The organism is Kiloniella majae (assembly GCF_002118315.1).
Taxonomy (GTDB): Bacteria; Pseudomonadota; Alphaproteobacteria; order Kiloniellales; family Kiloniellaceae; genus Kiloniella; species Kiloniella majae.
Map to the genome: position 1 here is coordinate 1 of NZ_MTSZ01000002.1, position 26185 is coordinate 26185.

Below are 26185 nucleotides of genomic sequence, written 5' to 3' on the forward strand. Positions count from 1 at the left end.
GACTACGCTTTACTCGCTCTTTCTTTGAAGGTCCCATCATAAGTCTCCAATATGTAAACTTATTTCAGGACGCGACAATTAGAATACAAAAAAAGCCGCTCGAATGAGCGGCTTTCTTATAAACCTATCAAACGCAATAAATGTTGCTTCTAGAGATTGGCAATCCGCGCCAGAGCTTCATCCAGTTTTGTTTTGACTGACATGAACTCTTCCCGGCGGGCTTTCTTTTCCTCAACAACATGTTCAGGTGCCCTGGAAACAAAATTTTCGTTTGAGAGTTGCTTGTCAATTTTAGCAATCTCTTCGAGCGTTTTTTCCATTTCTTTATTCAGGCGAGCTGTTTCCTGCTCAGCGTCAATAATACCTTCCAAGGGCAATGCAAAAGTCGCATCATCAAGAACAATTTGAATAGCCCCTTGCGGCAGATCTTCATCTGTAAAATCAACAGAGGAAAGACCAGCAAGCCACTTCACAACATCTTTGTATTGATCAACTTTGGCTTTAACTACATCAGAACCATCTTTGAGCAGAAGCGGCGCCTTTAGTTTTGGCGGTGTATTCAACTCAGCACGTGTCGCCCGGATATCAGAGATAAGCTTGATAACCCAATCCATCTCTTTATCAACGTTAGCATCCGTATGACGCTCGTCGAACTTTGGCCACGACGAAGAAATAAGCGGTGTTGCACCTTCGTTGCCAAGGTTTTCCCATAATTCCTCGGTAATATAAGGCATGATTGGATGTAAAAGATGAAGTGTCTGTGCCAAGACCCATGCAATTGTTGCTTTGGTCTCACTATTCGTTGCTTCATTCCCTGCTGCCAGTACGGGCTTTGTGAATTCTACATACCAGTCACAATATTCATTCCAAAAGAAACGATAAAGCGCATTAGCAGCATCGTTAAAACGGTAGTCATCCAGCGCTTTGTCAACGGCAGCCGTCGCTGCTGCAACACGTCCGACAATCCATTTATTAATCGGCTCGTTACAGCTCAGAGGGTCAAAACCTGGATCATACACAGCACCGTTCATCTGACTATAGATCGACGCATTCCAAAGCTTGGTTCCGAAGTTGCGATAGCCTTCAACACGAGAAGATGCCAACTTGATATCGCGCCCCGGTGCCGCCATCGCCGCCAGAGTGAAACGCAAAGCATCACAGCTGTATTCAGAGATAACTTCAAGCGGATCAATAACATTGCCCTTCGACTTGGACATTTTCTGACCATTTTCATCGCGGACAAGAGCATGGATATAGACGGTTTTGAACGGCACTTCTTTCATAAAGTGCATGCCCATCATCATCATTCTGGCAACCCAGAAGAAGATAATGTCAAAACCGGTAACCAACACATCGCCAGGATAATACCGTTCCAGCTCTTTCGTTGTTTCTGGCCATCCAATGGTAGAGAAAGGCCAAAGAGCAGATGAGAACCATGTATCCAGAACATCCGGGTCACGTATTAGCTCAACTTCTTTGCCGAAATGTGCAAGGGCAGCAGCTTTAGCTTCTTCTTCTGTCTCTTCAACAAAGATTTCGCCATCAGGACCATACCATGCCGGGATCTGATGTCCCCACCACAGCTGACGAGAAACACACCATGGCTGGATATTACGCATCCAATCGTAGTAAGTATTTTCCCACTGTTTCGGAACAATTTCAGTCTTGCCAGTTTCAACAGCTTCCAAAGCTGGTTTGGCAAGTGTCGCCGCGTCAACATACCATTGATCAGTCAACCAAGGTTCAACTGGAACATTCGATCTGTCGCCATAAGGAACAGAATTCAGGTGATCGTCGATCTTATCCAAAAGACCAAGTTCTTCAAACTTGGCAACAATCTTCTTACGGGCAACAAAACGATCCAGCCCTTGATAGTCATCCGGCGCATTTTCATTAATATGCGCGAACTTATCAAAAACATTAATCATTTCCAGATTACAGCGACGCCCGACTTCAAAGTCATTGAAATCGTGAGCCGGGGTAATCTTAACGGCACCAGAGCCCGTTTCAGGATCAGCATACTCATCAGCAACAATAGGGATAAGACGCCCGACGATTGGCAGTTTTACATTTTTGCCAATAAGATCTTTGTAGCGATCATCATCCGGATGTACTGCAACACCCGTATCACCCAGCATTGTCTCCGGACGCGTGGTGGCAACAACAATGTATTTACCGTCTTCACCATCAATCGGATAGCGGAAATGCCAGAGCTTGCCGTTACTTTCTTTTTGAACAACTTCAAGATCAGAAATCGCGGTCAGAAGCTTTGGATCCCAGTTTACAAGACGCTTGTCTTTATAGATCAAACCTTCTTTATGAAGCTGAACAAAAACCTTACGAACCGCTTCTGAAAGCCCTTCATCCATTGTAAAGCGTTCACGGGGCCAATCAGCAGACGCACCGAGATGACGAAGCTGTTTAACAATCGCCCCACCGGACTCTTCTTTCCATTCCCAAACAGAATTCAGGAACTTTTCACGACCAAGATCATGTCTGGAAATTCCCTTTTCAGCCAATTGACGCTCAACAACCATCTGGGTCGCAATACCCGCATGGTCGGTTCCCGGCTGCCAGAGGACATCATGCCCCTTCATGCGTTTATACCGAACAAGAACGTCTTGCAGAGTAAAGGTCAAAGCATGTCCCATGTGCAGATTCCCCGTGACATTCGGCGGGGGCATCATAATGGTATAAGGGTCAGACGGGGAATTAGGATCTGCGGAGAAAGCTCCGGATTTTTCCCAACGCTCGTAATGCTTTGCCTCAACTTTTTCAGGGCAATAGGTTTTGTCCAGCATTACTGGGTTCCTCTTAACTAAAATATTCTATGTGAAATAATGCTAGCATTTGCTAGCAGTTTCGGAAGAAAAAAGAAAGTCCGGGCCTTATAAATCTTCGGCCCGGCGCACCATCTTTTTAATTTCCTCGCGAACGATTCGTTCAACCATAGGGCCCAAGCGGACATCAAGCCATGCTTTAAGCTCAGGAACCAGTGCTTCACGAACGATATCTTCCAGTGTTTTCCCTGTACCAATGGCCAGGGAACGTTGGACAACAGCAGCACGTGCTATTTCAGACAGCGCCGAAGAAGTTGAATCCTGCGTCTCTTCTTGAAGAATGCTCTCTGCATCAGGCGCATCCAGGTCAATATCATCACCGACATTAATATCGTCATCAGGAATATCGTCTTCAGGCGTTTCAGCAACTGCAGCAATTTCTATTTCATCTTCATCAAATGAAATATCACCAATGTCATCTTCTTCAACGGCTTCTAAATCAGCCTCAGGTTCTTCGGCCGGTTCTTCTATTTCAATCTCGTCTTCTTCAGGCTCACCCATTGATGATCTGAAGTCATCTTCAATCGAATCCTCATCAGAATCCGCCTCAACAGGCTCCTCTTCCGCGTCAGGTTCTTCAGCGACAACCTCTTCCTCTTCGGCAACCTCTTCGGTTAGCTCGAGAACGTCATCATCGTCTGCTTCAGGTTCTTCCGCAGCAGGCTCCTCTGCCTGTGCCTCCGCCCCTTCTGGCGTCTCACCTTCTGGATCGTCTTCAGAAATAATCCGGCGAATTGACGCCAGAATTTCTTCCATTGATGGTTCACCCTGGGCTTCTTGATCACTCATTGAAATGCTGTCCCACCGCTTCCTTAACTGCGAACATTACCTGTTACCAATACAATTTCGGTAATATAAGTTAGATATTATTGAAAAAGAAGGGCTTTTGCACGTCTAATTTTCAATACCCAACCCAAACCACTTATCTCTCACATTATTATAGTCTTCTGCCGGATCAAAGACATTAACAGGTAACCCGATGTACTGCGCTGTCATCTGGCCCATTGTGCTCAGTACCTGATAAGTCGCAACAACTTCATCTCTTTGCGCTCGCACAAGGTTCACCTGTGCATCGAGTAATTCCTGTTCGGCATCAAGTACATCCAACACTGTTCTCTCACCAACTTCTTCTTCTTGACGTACGCCGTCTAGGGCTATTTCTGCGGCATTTACAGAAGAGGTAAAGGATTTGATCTGTGCCTGAGAGCTGACAAGGTTTTCCCAAGATGATGTTCCTTGCTGCTCAACAGCACGCATCTGTTCAACAATTTGGATTCTACGCTGGTTAGCAACCTGTTTTGCCTGGCGAACGCGGCTACTCACCAATCCCTGTTGATAGAGAGGCACAACAAGTTGCGCAATAATTTCACCGGATGTGCTGTCGATATCTTCACCTGATGTTTCATCAGAACGACTGACGCGCCCCACCAGCGACAAATCCGGGTATAGTTCACCTGTTATTTCTCTGACTTCGTTCTTGGAAGCCATTTCGTTGTACTTGGCAGCAAGAAGAGCCGGATTATTTTCCAGTGCAACGCCCAACAACTCATCTTCACTGCTTGGTAAAACCGCAAAGGGAGCAGGACGCGCCAATACTTCATCAGGATATTCACCAACGACTTCTTCAAACACGGCTTTTGATGAATTCAGCGTTCCTTCCGAAGCAATGCGCTGGGCTGTCGATGTTGAATATCTGGATTCTGCCTGTGCAACATCCGTTCTTGTTAACTCACCAACATCAAAACGATCACGCGTTGCTTCAAACTGTCTGGTCAAAACTTTTTCATTGTTGATGTTAAGATCCAGAATAGCCTGATCCCGCCAAACATCAGCATAGGCCGTTACGGCCCGCAACAGAACATCCTGCTCAACAGACGTCACGGATGCACGTTCTGCCAGGACCAGATTTTCAGCCTGCTCCGTCGCGGCCTCTGTCTGTCCCCCCTGATAAAGAGATTGCGTCACCTGCAACGTTGCATTCAAAGGCTGCGTTGTATCTGTTGAATCCCCCGTGGGCGTATCTGTATCGGTTCGGCGAACACCTGCCGAGGACGTAATACGAACATCCGGACGCCACTCAGACAGCGCCTGAGGAACACCTTCGTTAACTGATTTCAAGCCTGTTTGAGCACTGGATAGTGATGGATTGGTTTCATAGGCTTTAACCAAAGACTCATTCAGCGTCTGGGCCATTACACCACCAGAAAAACCAGTGTAAACTGCAACACTGACAATGGCACATCGACTTAAAAGCGCTTTTTTCGTGTTTCCGATAGATTTGATCATCACGTTGTCCAAAATTAATCCAATGCCAAACTTAATTTGATAACGGTCCCGCATTGCGCGGTTACCTATAGAATGAAATGAAACCGTAAATGTGGTTTATATCTGTGTCTTTTAAAGAGCATACAAAAAGTTCTTAAACAGGTCACAGGCTATTTACAACTTTTTGTATATAAAAAAGAACTGGCACAAACTGCGCCAGTCTTCATACAAACTTTGACGTTCTATCCTAGCCCGATCTGTCGCTAATATTTTAAGATCCAATATTAAATCGAAAGCACACTTAAAGATAGCGTATCAAAATGAAAATGTTTCTTTGGCTTCAAAGCCGGGTAGCAAAGGTGTATTAGCGTCAAAAACCACACGACCGGAACAGTTGCCTGCGTGCTTTTCAATCAATGTCGCATGCCCCAATGTCTGTTTATCCTTGGCATTTGCATCCTGAACAACGGCGATCAATCGGCCCTTCTCTGCCAACTGCTCTAAAAGCGCGTCAGGTACTTCAGAAACAGCACCGCCAAATACGATCAAATCATAAGGGGCCTGTTTTGGATACCCCTCAGTTAAGTCAGCCTTAACAGCGACCGCGTTTTCTGTACCATGAGATGTAAAGCGCTCGTTCATCGAGTCAACCAGATCATCTGTATCTTCGATTGCCACAACGACACTAACAAGCTTGGCCAATACAGACGCCGTATAACCGGTGCCTGCGCCAACAACCAACGCCGTATCATCTTCTTGTGGGTCGATGGTCTGAAGCATACGCGCAAGAACCATTGGCTCCATCAAATAGCGGCCATGGTCCAGCGCCAAATCTTCATCCACATAGGCAATAGCTTTTGAAGATTCCGGTACGTATTCTTCCCGTGCCACATTTTCAAACGCGGACAATACACCATCATGCGTCACCTTATTGGTACGCAACTGGCAATTAATCATGTTCATGCGGGCTTGTTCAAAGTTGTTCATCGTTAGAAACGCCGATTATCTGTAAAAATTTTGTGGGATAATAACCAAGTGACCCCAACCTTTCCAGACAAAGTATCCGTTTTTATTATTTTTATCTGGTTAATAAAGACTCTGGCAGGTCATCAATTTAACAACAAGATCCCCTTCCCCACCTTATTATACTTAAACTATTTGGTAAACTTTCCTGTAAATTATCCGACCAAAACAAGACCCGTCACATAAATGAAACTGGAATCGAGATTGATCTCTTGACCTAATCGATAACCACTACTATACACTGCGGCACTGCCAACGAATGAATGTTCGTCAGGATGGCCCGGTGGCAGAGTGGTGATGCAGAGGACTGCAAATCCTTGTACGTCGGTTCGATTCCGGCCCGGGCCTCCAAAATCCTCATTTCTATGATTTCCCCGATCCTCAAAAAGATCCGGATAGATAATCTAGTCTAGCCTATACTCGGTTTCTTCAATAAATATCAATAATATCCCGACAGCATTAAAGACTAACACCGAATCAATTATACAAGCTTTCAATCAAAACATTTTGTGTAAAAAGATTCTTACCGAATCAGAGTACTGTCTTGATTCGCCCTCAATTCTCTTTCTGATATAATTACAAATATCTCGCCAGCTTAACCTCGCGCTTTTTGTTAAAAGCAAGAAAACAGGATTGAGAATCTATTTTTCGCTCACCACAAAACCAAAGGAGTCATAAGCACCACAAGCCTTTGATTTAAAAGGAACAAAAAAAATTAAAAAAAATGCATAAAAGTTATTGCCAGCATGTAACACCACTGTTATAACCCAACCCGTCGCCAACGAGGCGGCACAAACATTGATCCGCGATAGCTCAGTTGGTAGAGCAGGTGACTGTTAATCACCCTGTCGCAGGTTCGAGTCCTGCTCGCGGAGCCATTACAAAAACCCTAGATCATTGAATATCAATGACCTAGGGTTTTTTGTTGAGAATTTACTGCGATTTTTCTTGAAATACGGGGCACAAAACGGGGCACAATTCCCGCTTTTAATCAAAACACATCCGGCATATCAGCCCAATCTGATCGTGTATTTTGGTGACACCATTCTCTGGCGCATCTTCCAATCGGCATCGACACCAAACTTGGCGAATCTCACAACATCGCGTCATGGTCTTTGTTGAATTTATCCATAACAGACATCAACTTTATCAAGCCTGTAATGTAGAAAAAAGGTATGATACTCTCATATGAGCAGTTTGTGATACTCTTGAATACAGAGCTAATGTGTCCACCCGACAACATCACAAACCAAGAAGTTCAAAACATTATTGTACAAGAATTCCAAAAAAACACACACACCCGATACAAGGCATCAATTGTGCTAATGATAACAATGCTCATAGATATACAGGATTGAGGCAAAGTATCCTTAGCTTTTTATCTTAAATAAGATCGCATTCCAGCCCTGACAAAAAAGAGACAGAAAAATAATAAAAAATCTTTCTGTCTCTCATTGAATAAGAACTCTGAGAATAAGACCCGGGAGAGCCTTCTATCACAAAAGGAAACTAGCCTCTATTTCTCAGCGGTTACATTATCATTTATCGCGTACAACACACACTTATTATCAGAAGATTTGGCCTTACAAATTTCTAGGACTGTTAACTTCAAATTGTTGTAAGGGGCCACTTCTTGCGATCTGGCTCTTGCCGTTGTTCCGTCTTTGCCAATTGCAAAGGCAAGATTAACATCATCATTCTTAATACTAACCAAGTCTAGATATCTTCCGAATGCAGTTTTTTGCCCAGAAGTAATTTCAAACTTTTTGGGATCATATAGATCTACCTTGATTTCTTTTTCTGGTTTGGTCTTTTTTTTCCAAACGATTTTTCCACCAACGTCATAAATCTTACAAGGCTTACCTTTTGAATAGTCCTCACAGATTTTAATTGCTTTCGGCATAGATTGGAGCTTAGATCCGCGACATTGAATATCACGGCAATAGTACCACCCCCAACTCGTGTTTCCGTCTTTTGTCACAGCAAAAGCTCGCGGGTTAGATCTAAGGTATTTTTCATACGATTTTTGCGCGCTTGCACTCAAAGTAATTGGTCCGGAACCAACGAGTTCAGATGTAGTAGCCCCCTTACACCCGACAGTAAACAGCACCAAACACAATACAATTAATCTTTTCACAGATTATTCCCCTTAAATTCACCGATAAATATCATACCAAAAGTCAATAAACCAAAGTAAGAAAACTTCTCGTTTTAGCTCCCCATTCCACTACACGTAAGCCACAGATCAAACAACCTAAAAGAGAATAATTGGTTTTTAAAATACCTTTGTTGATATAATAATTACCCGCCAAACGATATTTAACGCTGATTACAACAATTTCAATTTTGCAATCTTCCTATAGAGTTATATAAAGATAAAAATTTATTAACTATATTTTCAGGGGCTATGATCAGCGACAGACACATGATGCCTAAACTCTTCAAAAGTTCTGCCTTGGTATTATCCATTATTACTGCCCTCGCCCCTGTGGTGACGTTTGCTGACGGCATCCTCTTTGCCAGGGCTGCGCAGGAAGCACAGGATAATGGTAACCTTGAACTCGCAATAGAATATTATACAGACGCCCTGAACGAAGGCGATTTATCAAAAAAGCATCAGGCTTACGTACTCAACAATCGCGGTACGCTCTTTTTGGATTTGAATATCCCGCAAAAGGCCGAGCAAGACTTCATACAGTCTGTTGAACTGCTTCCGACCTATGGAGATGCTTATTTTAACCTGACTTCGCTCTATGTTGAACAGGACAGAAATGACACGGCGTTGTCGTGGTTGAACAAGGCACTAATTGAAATCCCTGAAGATGCCGAGCTTTTGCTTAAAAGAGGCGTTCTCTACCGAGAGCAAAACGAAATTGAGGCCGCCCTTCAGGATGTATCACAAGCTATTTTGATAAAGCCTGAACTGGGTAAAATCCTGATCAATGAAAGTAACCCCTACCTGGGCAATTACATCGAATATGCGACCATTGATCATTTTATCACTATCTTGTCCGAAGAGCCGCCGTCACTTGATGCCTATATAAAACGGGCAAAAGCCTATCTCAGCACAGGTTTTATCGACCAAGCTTTGGTTGATGCGGAATATGTAATCGAATTAGAGCCTAAATCTTTTGATGCTTACGAAGCCAAGGCGATCATTCTCTTTTCCCAAGGCGCCTACGACAAAGCCATTCGCGCCTTTGATCTCGCTTTGCATTACGCGCCTAATAACCCGGAAATTTTTTATAATCGGGGACAGCTATACAAAAGTCTTGGTGACAACAACAACGCCTCATTTGATTTTCAAATGGCGTACAGCATCAACAGGCAAGAGAAAAAGTATCGGAAAGAATTGAAAGAACTGGGCCTCGTCAGATAGTTCTCTTATTTGAAAACTGTTCGGCCAGATTCAGTTAGCGGCTATTGTTCTGATCGAAAAGTTTGGCAATACGTCTTTGTTGCGTCACGCTGAGTGACGGCCAAATTTTGTCCATATTTTCCTTGGCCTCTTTGGCCCCTGCCAAATAGGCACGTCCGTACCAGATATAAGCGGCTTCATTTGGATCAAGATCTTTATTGGTTTTTGGCATCATGCCCTGAACATACATCCAGGCCAGTAATTCCATGGCTTCTTTATCGCCCGTCTTGGCTTGTTTGCTGATAGTGATCAAATCTTGTTTATAGAGCTTCCCGCTTTGAACATTCCTTGCAGCACCTACCCTACTTTCAAGTATTTTAGCTGCCTTCAGCATTCTTTCAGCTTCGGCTTTTTTATTATTTGCTAGCGTATCTCGATAGTTGGTATAGGACTTATCCAGGTCAATTTCTTCCGGCAATTCGGAACACCATTCCGGTGGCGTATAGTCTGCACCGCATTGATCCCAGTTCTGTAACAGGGATGATTTTTCCCAGTTCTGAGAATTAGATGGTTCAGACGCACTGACACCCCCTGCAAACGCCGAGAAGACAAGCGCGAAGGACATCGAGCACAAAGTACTGGTAAGAAATTTCATCACATCTAACATAATTGTTAATACTATCAGAACCAAAGCTAAGATATTGTAAACGAGAAAACTGTTTATACCCAAGCGATAATGGAACAAAAAAAACAATAAGTCTTCATCCCGGTTCTATGATACTTCTTGATGATAGACAGCTTTTGATAAGATCCACTCTGATCTTCTGAGGTTTATTATAGTTTGTAAGGATGTGGAAGCTTGAATGAAAGAAGATAACAATCACAAGCTGGACCGTGTAAATCAGATTTGGGTTGATGAAGCTGCGGTTTCTCATCGCAATTATCTGGATGGACGTGTTGGTGGTGCACGATTGTTCCTTTCTTTCAAAGATGCCCGAAAACTCAAATTTTCTGACCTTGTGCTCGATGCTGCTGAAATGGTTGGGGCAGACCTTGTTGACAGTGATTTCAATAAATCCAAGCTAGAACGGGTCAACCTTTTTGGGGCCGATTTGTCCGGGGCAGATATGAAAGGTTGCTCCCTACGGAAAAGTGATCTGCGGGGTGTCTGCCTTGAAAATGCAGACTTGGAAAACGCAACACTATCCGGGGCAGATATTCGGAATGGCTTTATCCTTATCAGAAAACCGGATGGCACTTACGTTCCCGTAAAGCATGATGAAGAATCCAATTTTGATGGCATTAACCTGAAAGATGCAGACCTAAGCGATGCCAAGCTTGGGCGTGTCATTGGGCGCAGAACAAACCTGACCAATGTAAATTTCAAGAACGCAGATTTGTCCGGGGCCGTAATGGCCAATTCTGACGTCAGTGGATCTATCTTTACCGGCGCAGATTTAACCGATGCAGATTTTAGCGGTTGCGTATTCCACGGTGCAAATTTAAGCGGTGCCCTATTGAATAACACTAATATGGAAGGTGCAGACCTGACTGCTGCGCATTTCAGTAACAGTGATATGACCTATGCCAATACGAATCAGGCCAGTTTGCCAAGAAGCATAGAAGATCTGGATCGATCAATACGAGATATCCTCGAAGATCATCTCGCATGGATTAATTCACTCGGCAGAAAAGGAAAACAAGCCGTCTTGACTGAATACGATCTACAGGCCAACGATCTGGCAGGGATCAATCTTCAAGCCGCTGAGTTATCCTTAACAAACCTGTCTAACTGTACTTTCCTCGCCAGTCGTCTCAACATGGCAAATATGTCTGGTGTCATGGCCTTGAACTCTGATTTTAGTGATGCCGACCTGCGCGGAGTAAAGCTGGAGAAAGCAAACCTTACCGGAGCAAGCCTGCGGCACTGTCGCCTCTCTCCCATGATGATTTTAGGGACACAAGGCAGTTCCGTTTCTGCCAACCTTAAAAGCTGCTGTTTTGACCAAACTGACCTAGAGAGTGCCGACCTACGTCATGCAGATTTAACAGGTGCCCGGGTTCGCTTTGCCAATCTGGCCAATGCAGATCTTTCACATGCAACATGTGTCGATGTTGATTTTACCGGGGCGGATCTACGAAGTGCTAATTTGGATAATGCCGACTTACGTGGTTGCAAAGGCTTAATATTGGAATAAATACACTTAATTTTTGTATTATAAAATAAACCACATTTTCTATTGTAATTTATAAATAAGGCCCCTAATTTCTGATCATGAATAGAGCATTACAAAAAATCGGCGAATTAAACGAAACCGGTCATGTTGAAGTGATTGAAAAAACGACCGCATTTAAAGGTTATTTTCAAGTTGATTCCTACCGCTTTCGCCACACCCTGTTCGCAGGAGGACTCTCACAGGTAGTTCCGCGTGAAATTTTTGAACGTGGTCACGCCGCAGCTGTGCTTCCCTTTGATCATAAGACTGGTGAGATTATTCTGATCGAACAATTTCGCCCCGGGGCCTACGCTGCATCACAAGACCCGTGGCTTTTAGAAGTTGTTGCTGGCATTATTGAAGAAAATGAGAACCCGGAAGAACTAAGCCACCGGGAAGCCATGGAAGAAGCCGGCTGCACATTAGGACGATTGAAAAAAATCGGGACCTTCCTGATGACACCCGGGGGAAGTTCAGAAACAATTACTTTATTCTGCGGTGAAATTCTGGATCACAAGAAGCAGGATTCTTATGGGCTGGATCATGAAGGCGAAGATATTCGCACCCATACAATGAAAGCCGAGCAAGGCTTTAAGCTTATGTCTGAAGGAAAAATTACCAATGCCATCACAGCAATTGCACTTCAATGGTTGGAATTAAACCAGACAGCGCTTACATCAGTATGGTCTAATGAAACGAAAAATGACTAACCTCTGAAGTAAACAACAGAAATATACGAATTCAACCTATACCTACGGACGACACAAATGGATATTCGCGACGGATTTATTGACAGCATTGGAAACACGCCTCTCATTCGCCTGAAACGGGCATCAGAGGAAACAGGTTGTGAAATCCTTGGAAAGGCCGAGTTCCTGAACCCCGGCGGATCAATCAAGGACAGAGCCGCGTGGGCCATTGTTAAAGATGCCGAAGAAAAAGGCATCCTGAAACCCGGTGGTGTAATTGTTGAAGGCACAGCCGGGAATACGGGTATTGGCCTTGCCCTTGTTGCCCGTGCTCGCGGATATCGCTGTGCTATTGTCATTCCTGAAACCCAGTCACAAGAAAAGAAAGACATGCTCCGCCTCAGCGGTGCAGAGCTTTATGAAGTGCCTGCGGCACCTTACAAAGACCCGAACAACTACGTTCACTACTCGCAAAGACTTGCACAGGAACTCGCTGGACAGGAACCAAACGGTGTAATCTGGGCAAATCAGTTTGATAATGTGGCCAACCGTCAGGGACATATCGAAACCACTGCCCAGGAAATCTGGAAGCAAACCGATGGTAAAGTCGATGGTTATGTCAGCGCAGTTGGTACCGGCGGCACACTCGCTGGTGTTTCAATGGGACTAAAAGAGCACAATAAAAATATTCAAATCGCTTTGGCTGACCCTCATGGTGCAGCCCTCTATAGCTACTACAAACATGGCGAGCTGAAATCCGAAGGATCTTCCATTACAGAAGGTATCGGCCAAGGACGTATTACTGCCAACCTGAAAGGCGCCGTGATTGACGAAGCCTTCCGTATCAGTGATGAAACGGCTATTCCTTTAGTCTTCAACCTTTTTGAAGAAGAAGCTCTTTGCCTTGGCGGTTCCAGCGGCGTAAACATTGCCGGCGCAATAGAACTCGCCAAGAAAATGGGCCCGGGCCATACCATCGTCACCATGCTTTGTGATCTAGGAACACGTTATACCAGCAAACTCTATAATGCAGAATTTCTGAAAGAACGCGGTCTCCCAGTACCAAAGTGGGTTGCATAAAGTTTTCAAAGTTTCCACGATTAAAGGCCGCTCCTAGAAGCGGCCTTTAATGTATCGGGACAATATTTTCCTAAAAATAGCCGCTTAAAGCTACACCTTCGCGTAAGCGCATGATAACTTTGTACGAAATAAAGAAGACAACCTGCCAAATTCCTTCGAGGTACCCCAATGGACTTGCTCTTTTACAAAGATTCCTATCAGAAATCCTGCGATGCAACAGTAACCTATTCTGAAAATGGTCAAGTCCGTTTAGATCAAACATTGTTTTATCCAACGGGCGGTGGACAGCCTGGGGACAGTGGTTGGCTAGAGCTTTCTGACGGCACAAAAAGCAACGTGATCGAAGCCAGAAAAGGCGAAAATCACGAAGATGTCGTTCTGCATCTTGAAGAAGGTGCCGATGTTCCACAGATTGGCGATAAGGTAACCGCCTTTTTGGATTGGGATCGCCGTTATGCTCACATGAAAATACATTCCTGCCTGCATCTACTCTGTGCCTCTGTCATTGGTGACGTGACAGGCGGACAAATCAGTGATGTTAAAGGTCGCTTGGATTTTAATCTCCCGGACACGGCAATTGACAAAATCGCACTTGAAGAGAAAATCAATCAACTAATTGCGGAAAACCATCCCATAACGCAGGACTGGATTTCAGACGAAGAACTGGATAACAATCCTTCTATGGTTCGGACAATGTCCGTCAAACCACCGCGTGGATCAGGCAAAATACGCTTGGTGAAAATTGGTGAAGATGTTGACCTGCAGCCTTGTGGTGGAACACATGTTAAGTCAACAGGTGAAATTGGCCCAATAAAAATTGGCAAGGTAGAAAACAAAGGTAAACAAAACCGTCGTATCAACCTAACATTTGCATCATAATACAGAGGGAATACTACTTTGGGGAGATACCACCTTGTCTGAAAAATTTAATTCTGTCGTATCAACCGAATGGCTTGCTGATCATCTTGACGCCCCTGACGTAAGGATTGTTGATGGCACCTATTACCTGCCCAATGAAAATAAAGATGCGCGCGCTTTATACCAAGAAGCACACATTCGTAACGCAATTTTCTTTGATATTGATGATATTTCAGACACTGATAATCCCCTCCCCCATATGATTCCCAGCGATATTAAATTCGCGTCCAAAGTCAGGAAACTTGGCCTGGGTGATGGCAACCGAATAGTTGTATACGATCAACGAGGGTTGTTTTCAGCTGCCCGTGTCTGGTGGATGTTCCGACTGTTTGGGCACAAAGATGTCGCTGTATTGGATGGCGGCCTTCCGAAGTGGCTCTCAGAACATCGTCCGGTTGACGACAACACGGTTCATCCCGGGGAACGACACTTTACGCCGCGCTTCAACAGCTTTCTCATTCGCGATAAGGAACAACTCCTGCGTAATGTAGAAACTGGAAAAGAACAGATTCTTGATGCACGGGCAAGTGGGCGATTCAAGGGGGAAGTACCAGAGCCGCGCACAGGTATTCGCTCGGGTCATATCCCAGATTCGTACAATCTCCCCTTCACAGATCTCTTTAAAGAAGACGGCACCCTGAAAGAAACTCAAGATCTTAAAAACGCATTTGAGAAATCGGGAATTGATTACAACAAACCTGTCGTTACATCTTGTGGTTCCGGAGTTACCGCCGCTGTATTGAGCCTTGGCCTGGAACTAATAGGGCACAAAAAAACATCGCTTTACGATGGATCCTGGTCGGAATGGGGACAGGAAGGTGACACGCCTGTTGTAACCGGATAACTATTCTTATTTTTGAAACACTTATCACCTATATCTTATTCTTGGAATATAGGTGCCCTAACCATTGAGCATTACGAGTATTCGACAATAAAACCATAATCAGTACAAAACTATAAAATGAACTCAAGCACCCCAGAAAAACAAATCGATTCTGAAAAGCAGGAAACAATTAATGCCCGCTTTGTAACAGGAAGTATTCTTCGGCATGTCATAAATATGACAGCAACAACCTCTGTTGGTTTGATGTCGATCTTTTTTGTTGAACTGGTTGATATGTATTTCATCAGTCTTCTCGGTGAAGAGTCTCTGGCAGCTGCTATTGGGTTTTCCGGCGCGATAACATTTTTTATTTTTTCAATCAGTATTGGACTGTCGATTGGACTAGCCGCCGTTGTCGCCAGAGTAATCGGTGCAGGCCAAGGTGATCAGGCAAAAAGGGTTATCTTCAACGGCCTTCTCACCTCATTCGTTATGATGTCCTTTATTGCGATCCCGGTATATCTCTACACCGAACAGCTACTCTCGCTTGTTGGTGCCGAAGGAAAAACGCTAGAATTCGCAGTAAAGTATATGAAGATCACCGTGATCTCGTTGCCTGTTATATCCATTGGTATGTCGATGGGCGCCGTACTGCGTGCCGTCGGGGCTGCCAAAGCATCTATGATCTCAACTGTATTGGCTGGTATTGTTAACATTGTACTTGATCCCCTCTTCATTTTTACGCTGGATCTCCATATCGAAGGCGCGGCCTATGCAACCTTGGTTGCCCGTCTCACGATGGCAATCGTCGCCGCATGGGTATTGGCACGTCAGCTTGGTCTATCTGTGTTCAAGTTCCAGGGCGGATTAAGCGGCGATATCACCTCAATTTCAAAAATCGCCATCCCAGCAGCCCTGACAAGCTTGGCAACCCCTTTTGCCAACTCTTATGTCACAACATCTGTTGCTGGATTTGGTGCAGATGCGGTTGCTGGTTTGGCAATTATCGGACGTATCACTCCCTTTGCGTTTGCCGCCGTCTTTGCTCTATCAGCTGCGATTGGCCCCATAGTTGGCCAAAACATTGGCGCCGCACAAACAGCACGGGTTAAATCTGCACTTAACAGTTCACTTCTTGTCATTTTTGTCGTCGTTTGCGCTACGTCGCTCATCATGTCAATCTTTGCAGACACCATTGCAGCTATCTTTAATGCCTCTGGTCTAAGCGCAGAGTTGGTGGTCTTCTTTTGTATATTTACATCGTGGAGCTTTGTCTTTAGTGGCGCACAATTCATTGCAAATGCCGCTTTTAACAACATGAACAAAGCAACCTGGTCAACCTTTGCCAACTGGGCGAAAGCAACAGTTGGAACCATTCCATTCATCTGGATTGGTGGTGAGCTCGCAGGTGCAAAAGGTATAATTGCAGGACAGGCTACAGGCTCTGTTATTTTTGGTATCATCACCATTATCGTTGCCTATAAAATTGTAAACAGCCCAATCAAACCGACAGAAAAACGCGATGATAGAACACGTTATTTCGGAGCGTGGTTACCAGCAATTTTACCTCAGTTTGGTTGGCAAAGATTTATGGAAGAAAGATGGAACGCAGATCAGCGTGACGAGAAAAGGCGTGATTAATTTCCTGTGATCGCCTTATATATGGCCATCCCAACATAGACAAAAGCCCAGCTAGCAAAAAATAGTGTACGAGAAAGTTTAAAGAAATGACGACAGTTCCACAGATGGAGGTCACGATCTCTTATCTAGAAATGCTTGAGAGACCGAACAACTTACTTCTTCATTCTCCACAGGGTAAAAAAACGTCACTCATTCGTGCTTATAAACCAACCGTGTCATTCTATCGCTATCTCTATAATACAATTGGTGAACCCTGGTTATGGTGGGAAAGACGTACTTTATCTGATGATGAATTATCTCAAATAATTCAAGATGAGAATGTCGAAATTTACGTGCTCTATTATGACGGTGTACCCGCCGGTTATGCAGAGCTTGATCGCCGCAAACAGAGTGAGATCGATCTTGCCTACATGGGATTGATACCGGATTTTATCGGCCAAAAATTAGGGCCTTATCTTCTATCATCCATCATCGATATTGCGTGGTCATACGAACCCACACGTTTAACGGTTAACACCTGTAGTCTTGATCACCCAAAAGCACTAAGCGTATATCAAAAATGTGGATTTAATATATATGACAGAAACGTAAAAATGATCGACGATCCAAAACACAACGACCTATAGCGTAGAAAGTCTAAAGCGTAGCTAACGCAAATCATTAACGACCAAAGCTCCACCTTTTGCCGTCAATTGATTGGGGCCTCTTTCCAGCGTAATTTTACGATTGTTAAAATGACGGCTATAGATTTCCTGATAGTTGCCATGGTTCTGTAACACGCGATAAAACCAATTATGATCAAGTCCCAGATTTTGACCAAAAGAGCTTTTCACACCCAGTAATTTCTGAAGCTCAGGGTTTATTGTCGATGAAGCAACATAATCAACATTTTGAGAGGAAACCTCTCTACGCTCACTTTCCAGCAAGGCCCGACGATACAGCCCTACAATCGCTTTCCATTCTTCATCTTTCGATGAAACAAGCATCCCCAAACTATTTTTAAATGACGATGAACTCAAAATTAGTGGCGCAGGAAAAATGCCCGATACCTGTTTCAGAAAAATAGCCTGCTCAACTCTGGGCAAGGCCACTGCTCTGCATCCATGGCTTTTCACAGCGTTCAAGAGCTCTTCTTCGGTCCGATAACTCAAGACACCAAAGCTGATTTGGTGCTTTTGGCCAAATATCGCAAGAGCCGTTTTATCAACCCAATCCAGAGAGCAGATTTTCTTACCCCCCAGATCTCGAACTTTGTAGCCCTTGAACAAAATAGCAATATCGAGATTATTTACAAAAAGAGGGCCAGTGTTAGCGTGATTTGCCTGATGCGATAGCCGTTTTTGATTAGCCAAGGCAATGACATCCACGCGACCGTCTACCAGAGCCTGACCAGCCTCTTGCTCTGTCAAAGAAACGAGTTTAACAGCACTCGGGTCAGGGAATAGCGCTAGTGCTAGACCTCGACAGAGATCCTCGCTCATCTCCTTGATGGGTGACTTCTTAAGAAAAGCGGTTTGAAAAACACCGCACCGGAGATACCCTCGATCCTCAATATTATCCCGAACCTCACCTGCATTTGCATAGCTAATAAAGCCGAGAAATCCGCTAAATGCCAGTATAACAGTCCTGATATATTCAAAAAATTTCCGGGGCATGTTAGTTAACAACTCATCATGAGTTTGCTGGAAGGCGCGTTAGAAGTTATCGCCCAAACTATTTCTTCTCAATCAACTCAATTTTATATCCATCGGGATCTTCGATAAAGGCGATAACGGTTGAGCCGTGTGCCATTGGACCGGGCTTGCGAGGAATATTTACACCTTCTTTTTCAAGCAATCCACACGTTTTATAGATGTCAGGTACGCCAAGGGCTAAATGTCCAAACCCACTCCCAAGTTCATAAGCATCCGATTGGTCCCAATTATGGGTCAGTTCAATAACAGTATTATTGTCTTCATCGCCGTACCCCAAAAATGCGAGGGTAAACTTTCCAGATGGATAATCGTTTTTCCGGAGAAGTTTCATTCCGAGATGGCGGGTATAAAAATCAATAGACTTTTCAAGGTCCAAAACTCTGATCATCGTATGCAAGAAACGAAAAGACGTATTTTCTGACATTTTGCTTCCTCAAAAATAAAGGCAATAAACTTAAATAACTAATGATTAGCTTTCGCTATAATGGATAAAACAGTCTTTGCTGCTTTGGTACTCGGCATATCATCCCCTGCTTTTAACATAGTAACCGCCTCTAAGTAGCCATTAATTTGTTCTTCCCTTTTCCCCTTATCATGAAAGAGAGAAGACAGATGCGCCACCAGATTAGGGACATTACATTTTTCCTGTATCAATTCAGGTTGGACTTCTCGATCCAACAGAATATTAGCAAGACTGGCATATTTTATTTTCAAAAGAAACTTCGCCAGAAAAGCCGTAACCGGGGCAACTTTGTAAGCAACGACCGTAGGTACATGATCAACCGCCAGTTCCAAGGCGACTGTTCCTGAAGCAGCCAAAGCAACATCAGAACATTTAAATGCCTTGTGTTTACCTGCTACTCCTTCAATGACACGAACAGGTGTTGGCCAGCTTTCCGTCAATTCATCAATGACAGGGCGAACATTTTTAACCGTGGGGATAACACACTGTAAATTTGGGAGTGTCTTCACTAACTCAGTAACAGTGTCTTTAAAAACAGGTCCGAGCCTTGAGACCTCTCCCCGGCGACTACCAGGCAATACAGTCATAATCGGTGCAGATGCATCAAGGGAAAGCTCTGCACATATTTGATCTCTATGTACCTCGGCCAACTGCTGCCCTTCAAGAACAGGATGCCCAACAAAAGTTGTTTCTAGCCCATGTTTCTCAAAATACAGAGGTTCAAAAGGAAGCAGTGTCAGCAAATGATCCAGGTATTTGGAGATTTTCTCCGCCCTTTTCGGTTTCCAGGCCCATACTGATGGCGCGACATAGTGGACAAGAGGAATTGATTTCCCTTTAAGACCTTTGCTTACTTTCAAGCTAAAGCCCGGCGCATCAATTGTGACAAGTGCGGACGGCTTTGTTTTTAGAACATGGTCTTTTGTCTGCTTGATACGCTTAAGGATATTAGGAATATGTGGCAGCACTTCTGCCAAGCCCATCACAGATATCTCAGAAATAGGAAACAGACTTTCCAGCCCTTCAGCGGACATACGCTCCCCGCCAATGCCGGCAAACCTTATATTACCATCTGTTTCTGCTTTTAAGGCAGCCATAAGACGCGCCCCCAGTTGATCGCCCGAAGGTTCTCCGGCAATCAGGTAGATTAAAGGAACGTCTCTTTTAATCTCAGTCATAATCAGCTGGTTCAATACCAATAAGGAAGAGCCCGGATTCATCGGCGAGCTCAACAACAGCATCCCGGTCAACAACCAGTGCGCCGCCAGCTTCAATCGCAATACCTCTTAATCCCGCTTTGATGGCTCTCTTTACCGTTTCAACACCAATCGTTGGAAGGTCAGCGCGTCTTTCCTGTTGTGGCTTTTTTAATTTAACCAATACACCACCTGCCGCATCTCGTTTAAGATCAGCACAACGATCTATAAGAGCGTCTGTTCCCTCAATTGCTTCCACCCCAAGAACAAGCCCCTGTTGTACAACAACCGACTGTCCAACATCGGCCAAGCCCATCATACGACCAACTTCAACCCCACGCATTATATCTGCCTGAGCCTGATCATCAGGAGAAAACTTGCCATAGGTTTCTTTTGTAGCCAAAAGGTCATGCAAAATATCGTCCACTCCCAGAAGGTTAAAACCTTCAGTTTCAAGGGCAGATACAACGGACGTTAAGAGGCTATCATCCCCAAGACTTTTCGCGCCGATCTTTGCAAAGAATTGCAAGGCACGCCAGTCAGGGCGTAGTTCTGCCATCGATGGCCTTTTGACGGGACCAATCATGACAAGATCTGTAACCTGTTCTTCTTTTAACCTGGAAATGATTTCACCTGCAGCACCCAATCTGGACCAAAGGTGATCAACGCCTGCTATCGTTTTAGAATCTGTCTGCCCCTTAAAGGCAATGACATAAAAATCTCGTCCCGTATCTTGGCATAGTTTAATCAGACGCCGAGGAAGTTCTCCTCCCCCGGCTAGAATTCCAAGCTTCCCGGACATTTATTTTGGTTGGCAAATAGCACGCGAAGAGTCAGTACCAATAAAGTCTAGAACTTCTTTCGCTGTTGGATTGTCAGAATAGGTTTCTTTTGCCTTTTTAAGGCGTTCGGAAAGTGTTCCCTCATCAGAGAAAAGCATTTTGAAAACAGATTGTAAGCTGGAAATGTCATCCCGTGGTAATCCGTGGCGTTTCATACCAACCAGATTAAGACCGCTTAATCTCGCCCGCTCCCCCATTACCATGCCAAAGGGAATAACATCATTTTCTACGCCAGACATACCGCCAATCATAGCGTTACGTCCGATACGCACAAACTGATGCACAGCCGAAAGTCCACCGATGATGGCAAAGTCATCAACTTCAACATGCCCACCTAATGTCGCATTGTTTACCAAGATCACGTTGTCACCAATGATACAGTCATGTGCAACATGGGCAGACATCATAAGAAGACAGTTATCACCAATCTTCGTAACCAATCCACCACCAGTCGTGCCGGGGTTAATTGTTACGTGCTCACGAATGCGATTATTTTTTCCAATAACCAGTTCTGATTTTTCACCATCAAATTTAAGATCTTGAGGTTGATGCCCAATTGAAGCAAAAGGAAAAATAACGGTTCCCTCGCCAATAGAGGTATTCCCCGCAATAACAACATGGCTGTGCAAGACAACATTTGCATCAAGTTTTACATTTGAACCAACAATACAATATGGTCCGATTTCAGCTGTCTCATGAACTGTTGCACCATCTTCAATAATAGCGGTGGAATGAATAGTCACAATCAGTCGTCCATAATCATTGCTGCAAATTTGGCTTCGGCGACAAGTTTCCCATCAACCATCGCCTTACCTTCAAACTTCCAAACCGCGCCGCGGCTACGTGTTTTGGTTACATGGATTTTAAGTTGATCACCAGGCGTAACCGGCTTACGGAAGCGTGCTTCATCAACCGTCATAAAATAGACCAGTTTACCAGCAGCTTCTCCGTCAAGAGTTTCGACAACAAGTACTGCTGCGGTTTGGGCCATGGCTTCAACGATAAGAACACCAGGCATAATAGGTTGACGCGGAAAGTGCCCTTCGAAAAAAGGCTCATTAATGGTCACATTTTTTAAGCCTACAGCACCCTCGTCCTTGATAATATTATCAACACGATCAATGAGTAGGAAAGGGTAACGATGGGGAATCATTTCCTTGATTTCAAGGATGCCTACTGAGCGTCCCTCACCCGTTGTTACAGCTTCTTCACTCATTTAACTACCTTTCTTCGTATTCAACTGTTTTTTCCACATTGCAACCAAACGGAAAAATTCTTTAATTGGCATCGCGGGCGTACCAGCAACAGCCTGCCCGGCTTCAACATCTTTAATAACAGCAGCACGTCCAGCAATCTGAACACCTGTGCCCATCGTAATGTGCCCGCTAACACCCGATTGTGCGCCCATTACAACATAATCACCAAGAACACTACTGCCAGCAACACCCGATTGTGCAACGATTACACACTGTTTGCCAATTTGAACGTTATGACCAATTTGTACAAGATTATCAATTTTAGTACCATCGCCAATAACAGTATCTGGCCCAGCCCCTCTATCGATTGTCGAGTTCGCACCAATTTCGACATTGTCACCAATGATAACGCGCCCGAGCTGGGGAACGTTAACATAGCCATCCGGTTCCATAGCAAAACCAAATCCGCGATTACCTATGCGAACTCCAGAATGGATTTCACAGCTGTTCCCCATAAAGGAATATTCAACAGTCGCATTTGCCCCAATACTAGTATTCTCACCAATCTTACAACCATCATGAATTACAACGTTAGGAGCCAACTGGCACCCACTACCGATCTCAACATTCTCACCAACAACAACACCAGCGGAAATAACGCAATTGTCACCGACAGATGCTGTTTCAGCAATAACAGCTGTTGAATGGATAGAATTTGATGAAACAGAAAGCGATAGATAGAACCTTTGAGCAATCAAAGCATAAGCTTTATAAGGCTTGTTCGTCAGGATAAGCGAAACTCCTTCAGGAGCCTTGCCGGCAAACTTTTTATCTAAAATACAGGCTCCGGCTGATGTATCTGTCAAGGCAGGAACATATTTTTTATTATCTAAGAAGCTGATTTCATCACTTTTTGCATCTTCAAGAGACCCGACATCTTTGATAACCAGGTCTGGATTTGAACCATCAGAAAGCTCTGCCCCAACATGGTCGCAAAGTTCTCGCAAAGTAAAAGGACCCGCATTAAGAAAAAACCGAGAATCAGCCATAGTGCTATCTACTCAAATATTATTTCAAAGTTAATGCTGGTAGAGAAGCATTCAGCTTTTTGATTACTTCATCAGTGATATCCAATGTACTTTCCGTGTACACAAGAGAAGATTTTGCAAAAATCAAATTCAATCCTCGTGCATCTACAATTTGCTTAATGATAGCATCAAGGTGCTTTTTAATTTCATTCAATCCAGAATTTCTAAGCTGAGTAAGACTTTTATTACGCTCTTTGGCTTCACTACGAATCATTGCAGCTTGCTTATCCAAATCAGCCTTCTGTTGAGCGAAAACTTCAGGCGCAAGAATAGATTTTTGCCTAACCAATTCCTGATGCTTTGCTAATAGTCCCTGTTCTTTTTGGCGGAACTCTTGTTGGAACTGATTTTTACGCCCTACTATTGTTTGATTTACTTGTTGCATTGCCTGAGAAGCTTGAAAAACCCTCTTTGTATCAACGACGGCTATCTTGAGAGACAAATCTTGCGCGTTAGCAATAACTTGTCCTCCCGCACCACCAGTAATAACAAACAAGAAAGTAAGGAGAGTTACTATTTTTTTCATATAATTCATCACTTAAAAATTAGCACCAAAGCTAAAGCTGAAAATTTCAGTCTCATCATAATCTTCTTTTAATGCGGCGAAACCAAGATCCATAGCCAAAGGACCAAATGGGGAAGACCATGTCAAACCAGTACCAAAACTAACACGTGGATTGGAGGCATCATCAACACTAGAATCATTACCATCAATATCCCAAGTAGCACCAAAATCAGAGAAAACACGTCCCTTGACACCAAATTCTTCAGGCAAGCCAAGTGGGAAGGTTAATTCAACACTTCCGTTATAAAAATGTTTCCCGCCAAGTGCATCATCACTTGCCTGATCTCGAGGTCCAACACCGCCAGTCTTAAAGCCACGCAGTTTATCTCCGCCAAGGAAGAACCTATCAACAATGCGAGTATCTTCCCCAAGCCCGATAATATTACCGACTTCAGCACGAGACTTTAGAATCCAATCATCAGTGAAGGAATAATAATTCGTCCCGCCGAGCGTTACTTTAAGATGTTGAACATCACCACCCAACCCTGCAACCTCATTTTCAAGTGTCAACAGGTATCCATCCGACGGGCTAATACGAGAATCGAGTTTATCATATGTCAAAGTTGAAGAAATAGCCGACTTGATCGAAGTACCTTCTTGCTCTTTAACAAGAGCAGCAGCATCAGAATCAATATTCTCGATCTCAATATGTTCAAAGCGATATCGCAAAACCTGACGTAGCTCTTCAGAAAGATCGTACCCAATTCTTAGAGCGCCACCTGTTTTCTTTTCATCAAAAGCAAGACTGTCTTCTTCTCTGGTAATTCTGAAGATATCAAAACCTGCGGCTATTTCTTTATCTAAGAAATAAGGTTCAGTGAAACTAACATCAGCCTCAGAACCCGACCCAGCCAACGCGATATTAAATCGAAGATCCTGCCCTTTACCAAGAAGGTTACGTTCACGAATACCAATTGATCCCAAAGGACCTGAAGAAGAGGAAAATCCAGCGCCAAAAACCAATTCACCAGTCGATTGTTCTTCAACATCGACTTTAATAACGGTCCTGTCTGGCGTACTACCAGGTTCATTATCTACGTTGACGGATTGGAAAAATCCCAATTGCTGTATTCTGGATCTAGATCTACGTAGCTTAGAGCTATTAAACGCATCACCTTCAACCAACCTGAATTCACGCCGAATAACTTTATCAAGAGTTCTGCTATTACCCTGAATATCAATACGTTCGACATAAACTTTAGCACCTTCAGAAATACTAAAGACCAAGTCGATTATCTTATTTTCCGTATCTTTTTCCGGCAAAGGTCTAACATCAACAAAAGCGTATCCAAGATCACCAACAGCATCTGTTAGATTATCAACCGTTTTATCGATGAGATCGGCATTATACCAATCGCCTTCTTCTGGTAAAATTTTATCAACGACAGTTGTTGGATCGAAATCTTTTAATCCACTTTCTACATCGACAGTACCAAAAGTGTAACGTTCACCTTCGGAAATAGTAAATGTAACAACAAAAGATTCTCTATTAGATGTTAACTCTGCAACAACAGATTGAACTTCAAAATCAGCATAACCTTCTTTTAAATAAAACCGTCTCAATAACTCCCTATCGAACGTTAATCGGTCAGGATCGTAGGTGTCACTGTCGGTAAGGAAGTTCCAAAAAACTGTTTCAGAAGTTGAAACAATCCCTTTTAAAGATCCATCTGAAAATTCTCTATTACCAATGAAGTTGACAGTTGTCACATAACTGCGATCGCCTTCACTGATTTCAAAGGCTAAATCAACCCTGTTTTGAGGTAGTTGAATAACTTTAGGTTCAACAGTTGCTGCAAAACGACCAGATCTACGATAAAGCTCTAGTATTTTTTGCGCGTCAGCCTGCGCTTTTGTACGTGTAAACACCACTCTTTCGCGCAGAGACGTTTCAGATGAAAGTATGTCATCTTTGATACGTTGATTTCCCTCAAAAGCGATCCTGTTGATAATAGGATTCTCAACAACGACGACAATAAGATCCCCGCCTTGACGTTTCAAAGATACATCAGCAAAGAGTCCTGTCGCAAAGATACTTTTTAGGGATCTGTTTAAAAGGATTGGGTCGAAAGTATCGCCGGGGTTAACTTCCATATAAGAACGGACAGATTCAGGCTCGATACGCTGTGTTCCCTCGACAATAATGTTGTCGATAGTACCACCAGACATAAGCGCCTGAGCAAAAACTCTTTGGCTATTTCCAGCTTCTACGGCCAGAAATAGTCCCCCAATTAATAGCGAAAAAAGCGTCTTACGAAACACATTTACCCCCGGGTAACCCGCATGAA

The 26185-nt window shown here is 43.9% G+C and carries 24 protein-coding genes and 2 tRNA genes; 10 read left to right on the plus strand and 16 right to left on the minus strand.

Features of this window, described 5'->3' with window-relative positions; all coding sequences use genetic code 11:
- Positions 1-149 precede the first annotated feature (149 nt).
- From BKB51_RS06050 to BKB51_RS06065, 4 genes are all read right to left on the minus strand, one after another.
- On the minus strand, positions 150-2801 hold the full coding sequence (locus BKB51_RS06050; RefSeq protein WP_085900249.1) for a valine--tRNA ligase: 2652 nt from the start codon (positions 2799-2801) through the stop codon (positions 150-152).
- An 87-nt stretch (positions 2802-2888) separates the two neighbouring features.
- Positions 2889-3629 (minus strand): DUF2497 domain-containing protein, encoded by a 741-nt coding sequence (locus BKB51_RS06055; protein ID WP_085900250.1) that lies wholly within the window; start codon positions 3627-3629, stop codon positions 2889-2891.
- A 105-nt stretch (positions 3630-3734) separates the two neighbouring features.
- A complete protein-coding gene (locus tag BKB51_RS06060) occupies positions 3735-5180 on the minus strand; it encodes a TolC family outer membrane protein (RefSeq protein ID WP_085900251.1) in 1446 nt (481 codons plus the stop codon).
- A 240-nt stretch (positions 5181-5420) separates the two neighbouring features.
- Positions 5421-6092, minus strand: coding sequence for a protein-L-isoaspartate O-methyltransferase family protein (locus BKB51_RS06065; RefSeq protein WP_085900252.1), 672 nt, complete (start codon positions 6090-6092; stop codon positions 5421-5423).
- Positions 6093-6405: 313 nt separating this feature from the next.
- On the opposite strand from BKB51_RS06065, the gene BKB51_RS06070 reads away from it, so the two are divergent.
- Positions 6406-6479 (plus strand) — tRNA-Cys (locus tag BKB51_RS06070).
- Positions 6480-6930: 451 nt separating this feature from the next.
- Positions 6931-7006, plus strand: a tRNA-Asn gene (locus BKB51_RS06075).
- A gap of 132 nt (positions 7007-7138) precedes the next feature.
- Here the strand turns inward: BKB51_RS06075 and BKB51_RS21290 are convergent.
- Positions 7139-7225 (minus strand): DUF4113 domain-containing protein, encoded by an 87-nt coding sequence (locus tag BKB51_RS21290; RefSeq protein ID WP_085900253.1) that lies wholly within the window; start codon positions 7223-7225, stop codon positions 7139-7141.
- Positions 7226-7644: 419 nt separating this feature from the next.
- On the minus strand, positions 7645-8265 hold the full coding sequence (locus BKB51_RS06090) for a hypothetical protein (protein ID WP_085900255.1): 621 nt from the start codon (positions 8263-8265) through the stop codon (positions 7645-7647).
- A gap of 270 nt (positions 8266-8535) precedes the next feature.
- Here BKB51_RS06090 and BKB51_RS06095 point away from each other — a divergent pair, with 270 nt between their 5' ends.
- Entirely contained in the window at positions 8536-9507 is a 972-nt protein-coding gene (locus BKB51_RS06095) for a tetratricopeptide repeat protein (RefSeq protein ID WP_085900256.1), read from the plus strand.
- 34 nt (positions 9508-9541) lie between these two features.
- Here BKB51_RS06095 and BKB51_RS06100 read toward each other — a convergent pair whose 3' ends face one another.
- Positions 9542-10141, minus strand: coding sequence for a hypothetical protein (locus BKB51_RS06100; RefSeq protein WP_125911801.1), 600 nt, complete (start codon positions 10139-10141; stop codon positions 9542-9544).
- A 208-nt stretch (positions 10142-10349) separates the two neighbouring features.
- Here BKB51_RS06100 and BKB51_RS06105 point away from each other — a divergent pair, with 208 nt between their 5' ends.
- The 7 genes from BKB51_RS06105 to BKB51_RS06135 all read left to right on the plus strand — a co-directional run bounded on the left by BKB51_RS06105 (position 10350) and on the right by BKB51_RS06135 (position 17479).
- Entirely contained in the window at positions 10350-11684 is a 1335-nt protein-coding gene (locus tag BKB51_RS06105) for a pentapeptide repeat-containing protein (RefSeq protein ID WP_085900258.1), read from the plus strand.
- A gap of 77 nt (positions 11685-11761) precedes the next feature.
- On the plus strand, positions 11762-12412 hold the full coding sequence (locus tag BKB51_RS06110; RefSeq protein ID WP_085900259.1) for an NUDIX domain-containing protein: 651 nt from the start codon (positions 11762-11764) through the stop codon (positions 12410-12412).
- Positions 12413-12469: 57 nt separating this feature from the next.
- Entirely contained in the window at positions 12470-13471 is a 1002-nt protein-coding gene (locus tag BKB51_RS06115) for a cysteine synthase A (RefSeq protein ID WP_047763540.1), read from the plus strand.
- Between the two features lie 168 nt (positions 13472-13639).
- Positions 13640-14350 (plus strand): alanyl-tRNA editing protein, encoded by a 711-nt coding sequence (locus tag BKB51_RS06120; protein ID WP_085900260.1) that lies wholly within the window; start codon positions 13640-13642, stop codon positions 14348-14350.
- Between the two features lie 34 nt (positions 14351-14384).
- A complete protein-coding gene (gene sseA / locus BKB51_RS06125; RefSeq protein ID WP_085900261.1) occupies positions 14385-15233 on the plus strand; it encodes a 3-mercaptopyruvate sulfurtransferase in 849 nt (282 codons plus the stop codon).
- Positions 15234-15350: 117 nt separating this feature from the next.
- On the plus strand, positions 15351-16853 hold the full coding sequence (locus tag BKB51_RS06130) for an MATE family efflux transporter (protein WP_085900262.1): 1503 nt from the start codon (positions 15351-15353) through the stop codon (positions 16851-16853).
- 86 nt (positions 16854-16939) lie between these two features.
- Positions 16940-17479 (plus strand): GNAT family N-acetyltransferase, encoded by a 540-nt coding sequence (locus tag BKB51_RS06135; protein ID WP_085900263.1) that lies wholly within the window; start codon positions 16940-16942, stop codon positions 17477-17479.
- Between the two features lie 21 nt (positions 17480-17500).
- Here BKB51_RS06135 and BKB51_RS06140 read toward each other — a convergent pair whose 3' ends face one another.
- From BKB51_RS06140 to bamA, 9 genes are read right to left on the minus strand one after another with little or no spacing between them, the layout of a single operon-like run.
- Entirely contained in the window at positions 17501-18508 is a 1008-nt protein-coding gene (locus BKB51_RS06140; protein ID WP_085900264.1) for a type 2 periplasmic-binding domain-containing protein, read from the minus strand.
- Between the two features lie 58 nt (positions 18509-18566).
- A complete protein-coding gene (gene gloA / locus BKB51_RS06145) occupies positions 18567-18971 on the minus strand; it encodes a lactoylglutathione lyase (protein WP_085900265.1) in 405 nt (134 codons plus the stop codon).
- 38 nt (positions 18972-19009) lie between these two features.
- On the minus strand, positions 19010-20188 hold the full coding sequence (lpxB, locus tag BKB51_RS06150; RefSeq protein ID WP_085900266.1) for a lipid-A-disaccharide synthase: 1179 nt from the start codon (positions 20186-20188) through the stop codon (positions 19010-19012).
- Entirely contained in the window at positions 20181-21008 is an 828-nt protein-coding gene (locus tag BKB51_RS06155) for an LpxI family protein (protein WP_085900267.1), read from the minus strand. The genes lpxB and BKB51_RS06155 overlap by 8 nt, the downstream gene beginning before the upstream one ends.
- Positions 21009-21797 carry an acyl-ACP--UDP-N-acetylglucosamine O-acyltransferase gene (gene lpxA, locus BKB51_RS06160; RefSeq protein ID WP_198946686.1) on the minus strand — a complete coding sequence of 263 codons (789 nt, stop codon included), beginning with the start codon at positions 21795-21797 and terminating at the stop codon, positions 21009-21011.
- On the minus strand, positions 21794-22264 hold the full coding sequence (fabZ, locus tag BKB51_RS06165) for a 3-hydroxyacyl-ACP dehydratase FabZ (RefSeq protein WP_085900269.1): 471 nt from the start codon (positions 22262-22264) through the stop codon (positions 21794-21796). Before fabZ ends, lpxA begins: the two co-directional genes overlap by 4 nt.
- A complete protein-coding gene (gene lpxD / locus BKB51_RS06170; protein WP_085900270.1) occupies positions 22265-23293 on the minus strand; it encodes a UDP-3-O-(3-hydroxymyristoyl)glucosamine N-acyltransferase in 1029 nt (342 codons plus the stop codon).
- A gap of 19 nt (positions 23294-23312) precedes the next feature.
- The gene (locus tag BKB51_RS06175; protein WP_158090163.1) at positions 23313-23858 is read right to left on the minus strand and encodes an OmpH/Skp family outer membrane protein; all 546 of its coding nucleotides are present in this window, start codon (positions 23856-23858) and stop codon (positions 23313-23315) included.
- 12 nt (positions 23859-23870) lie between these two features.
- Positions 23871-26159, minus strand: coding sequence for an outer membrane protein assembly factor BamA (gene bamA, locus BKB51_RS06180; protein WP_085900272.1), 2289 nt, complete (start codon positions 26157-26159; stop codon positions 23871-23873).
- Between the last annotated feature and the right edge of the window lie 26 nt (positions 26160-26185).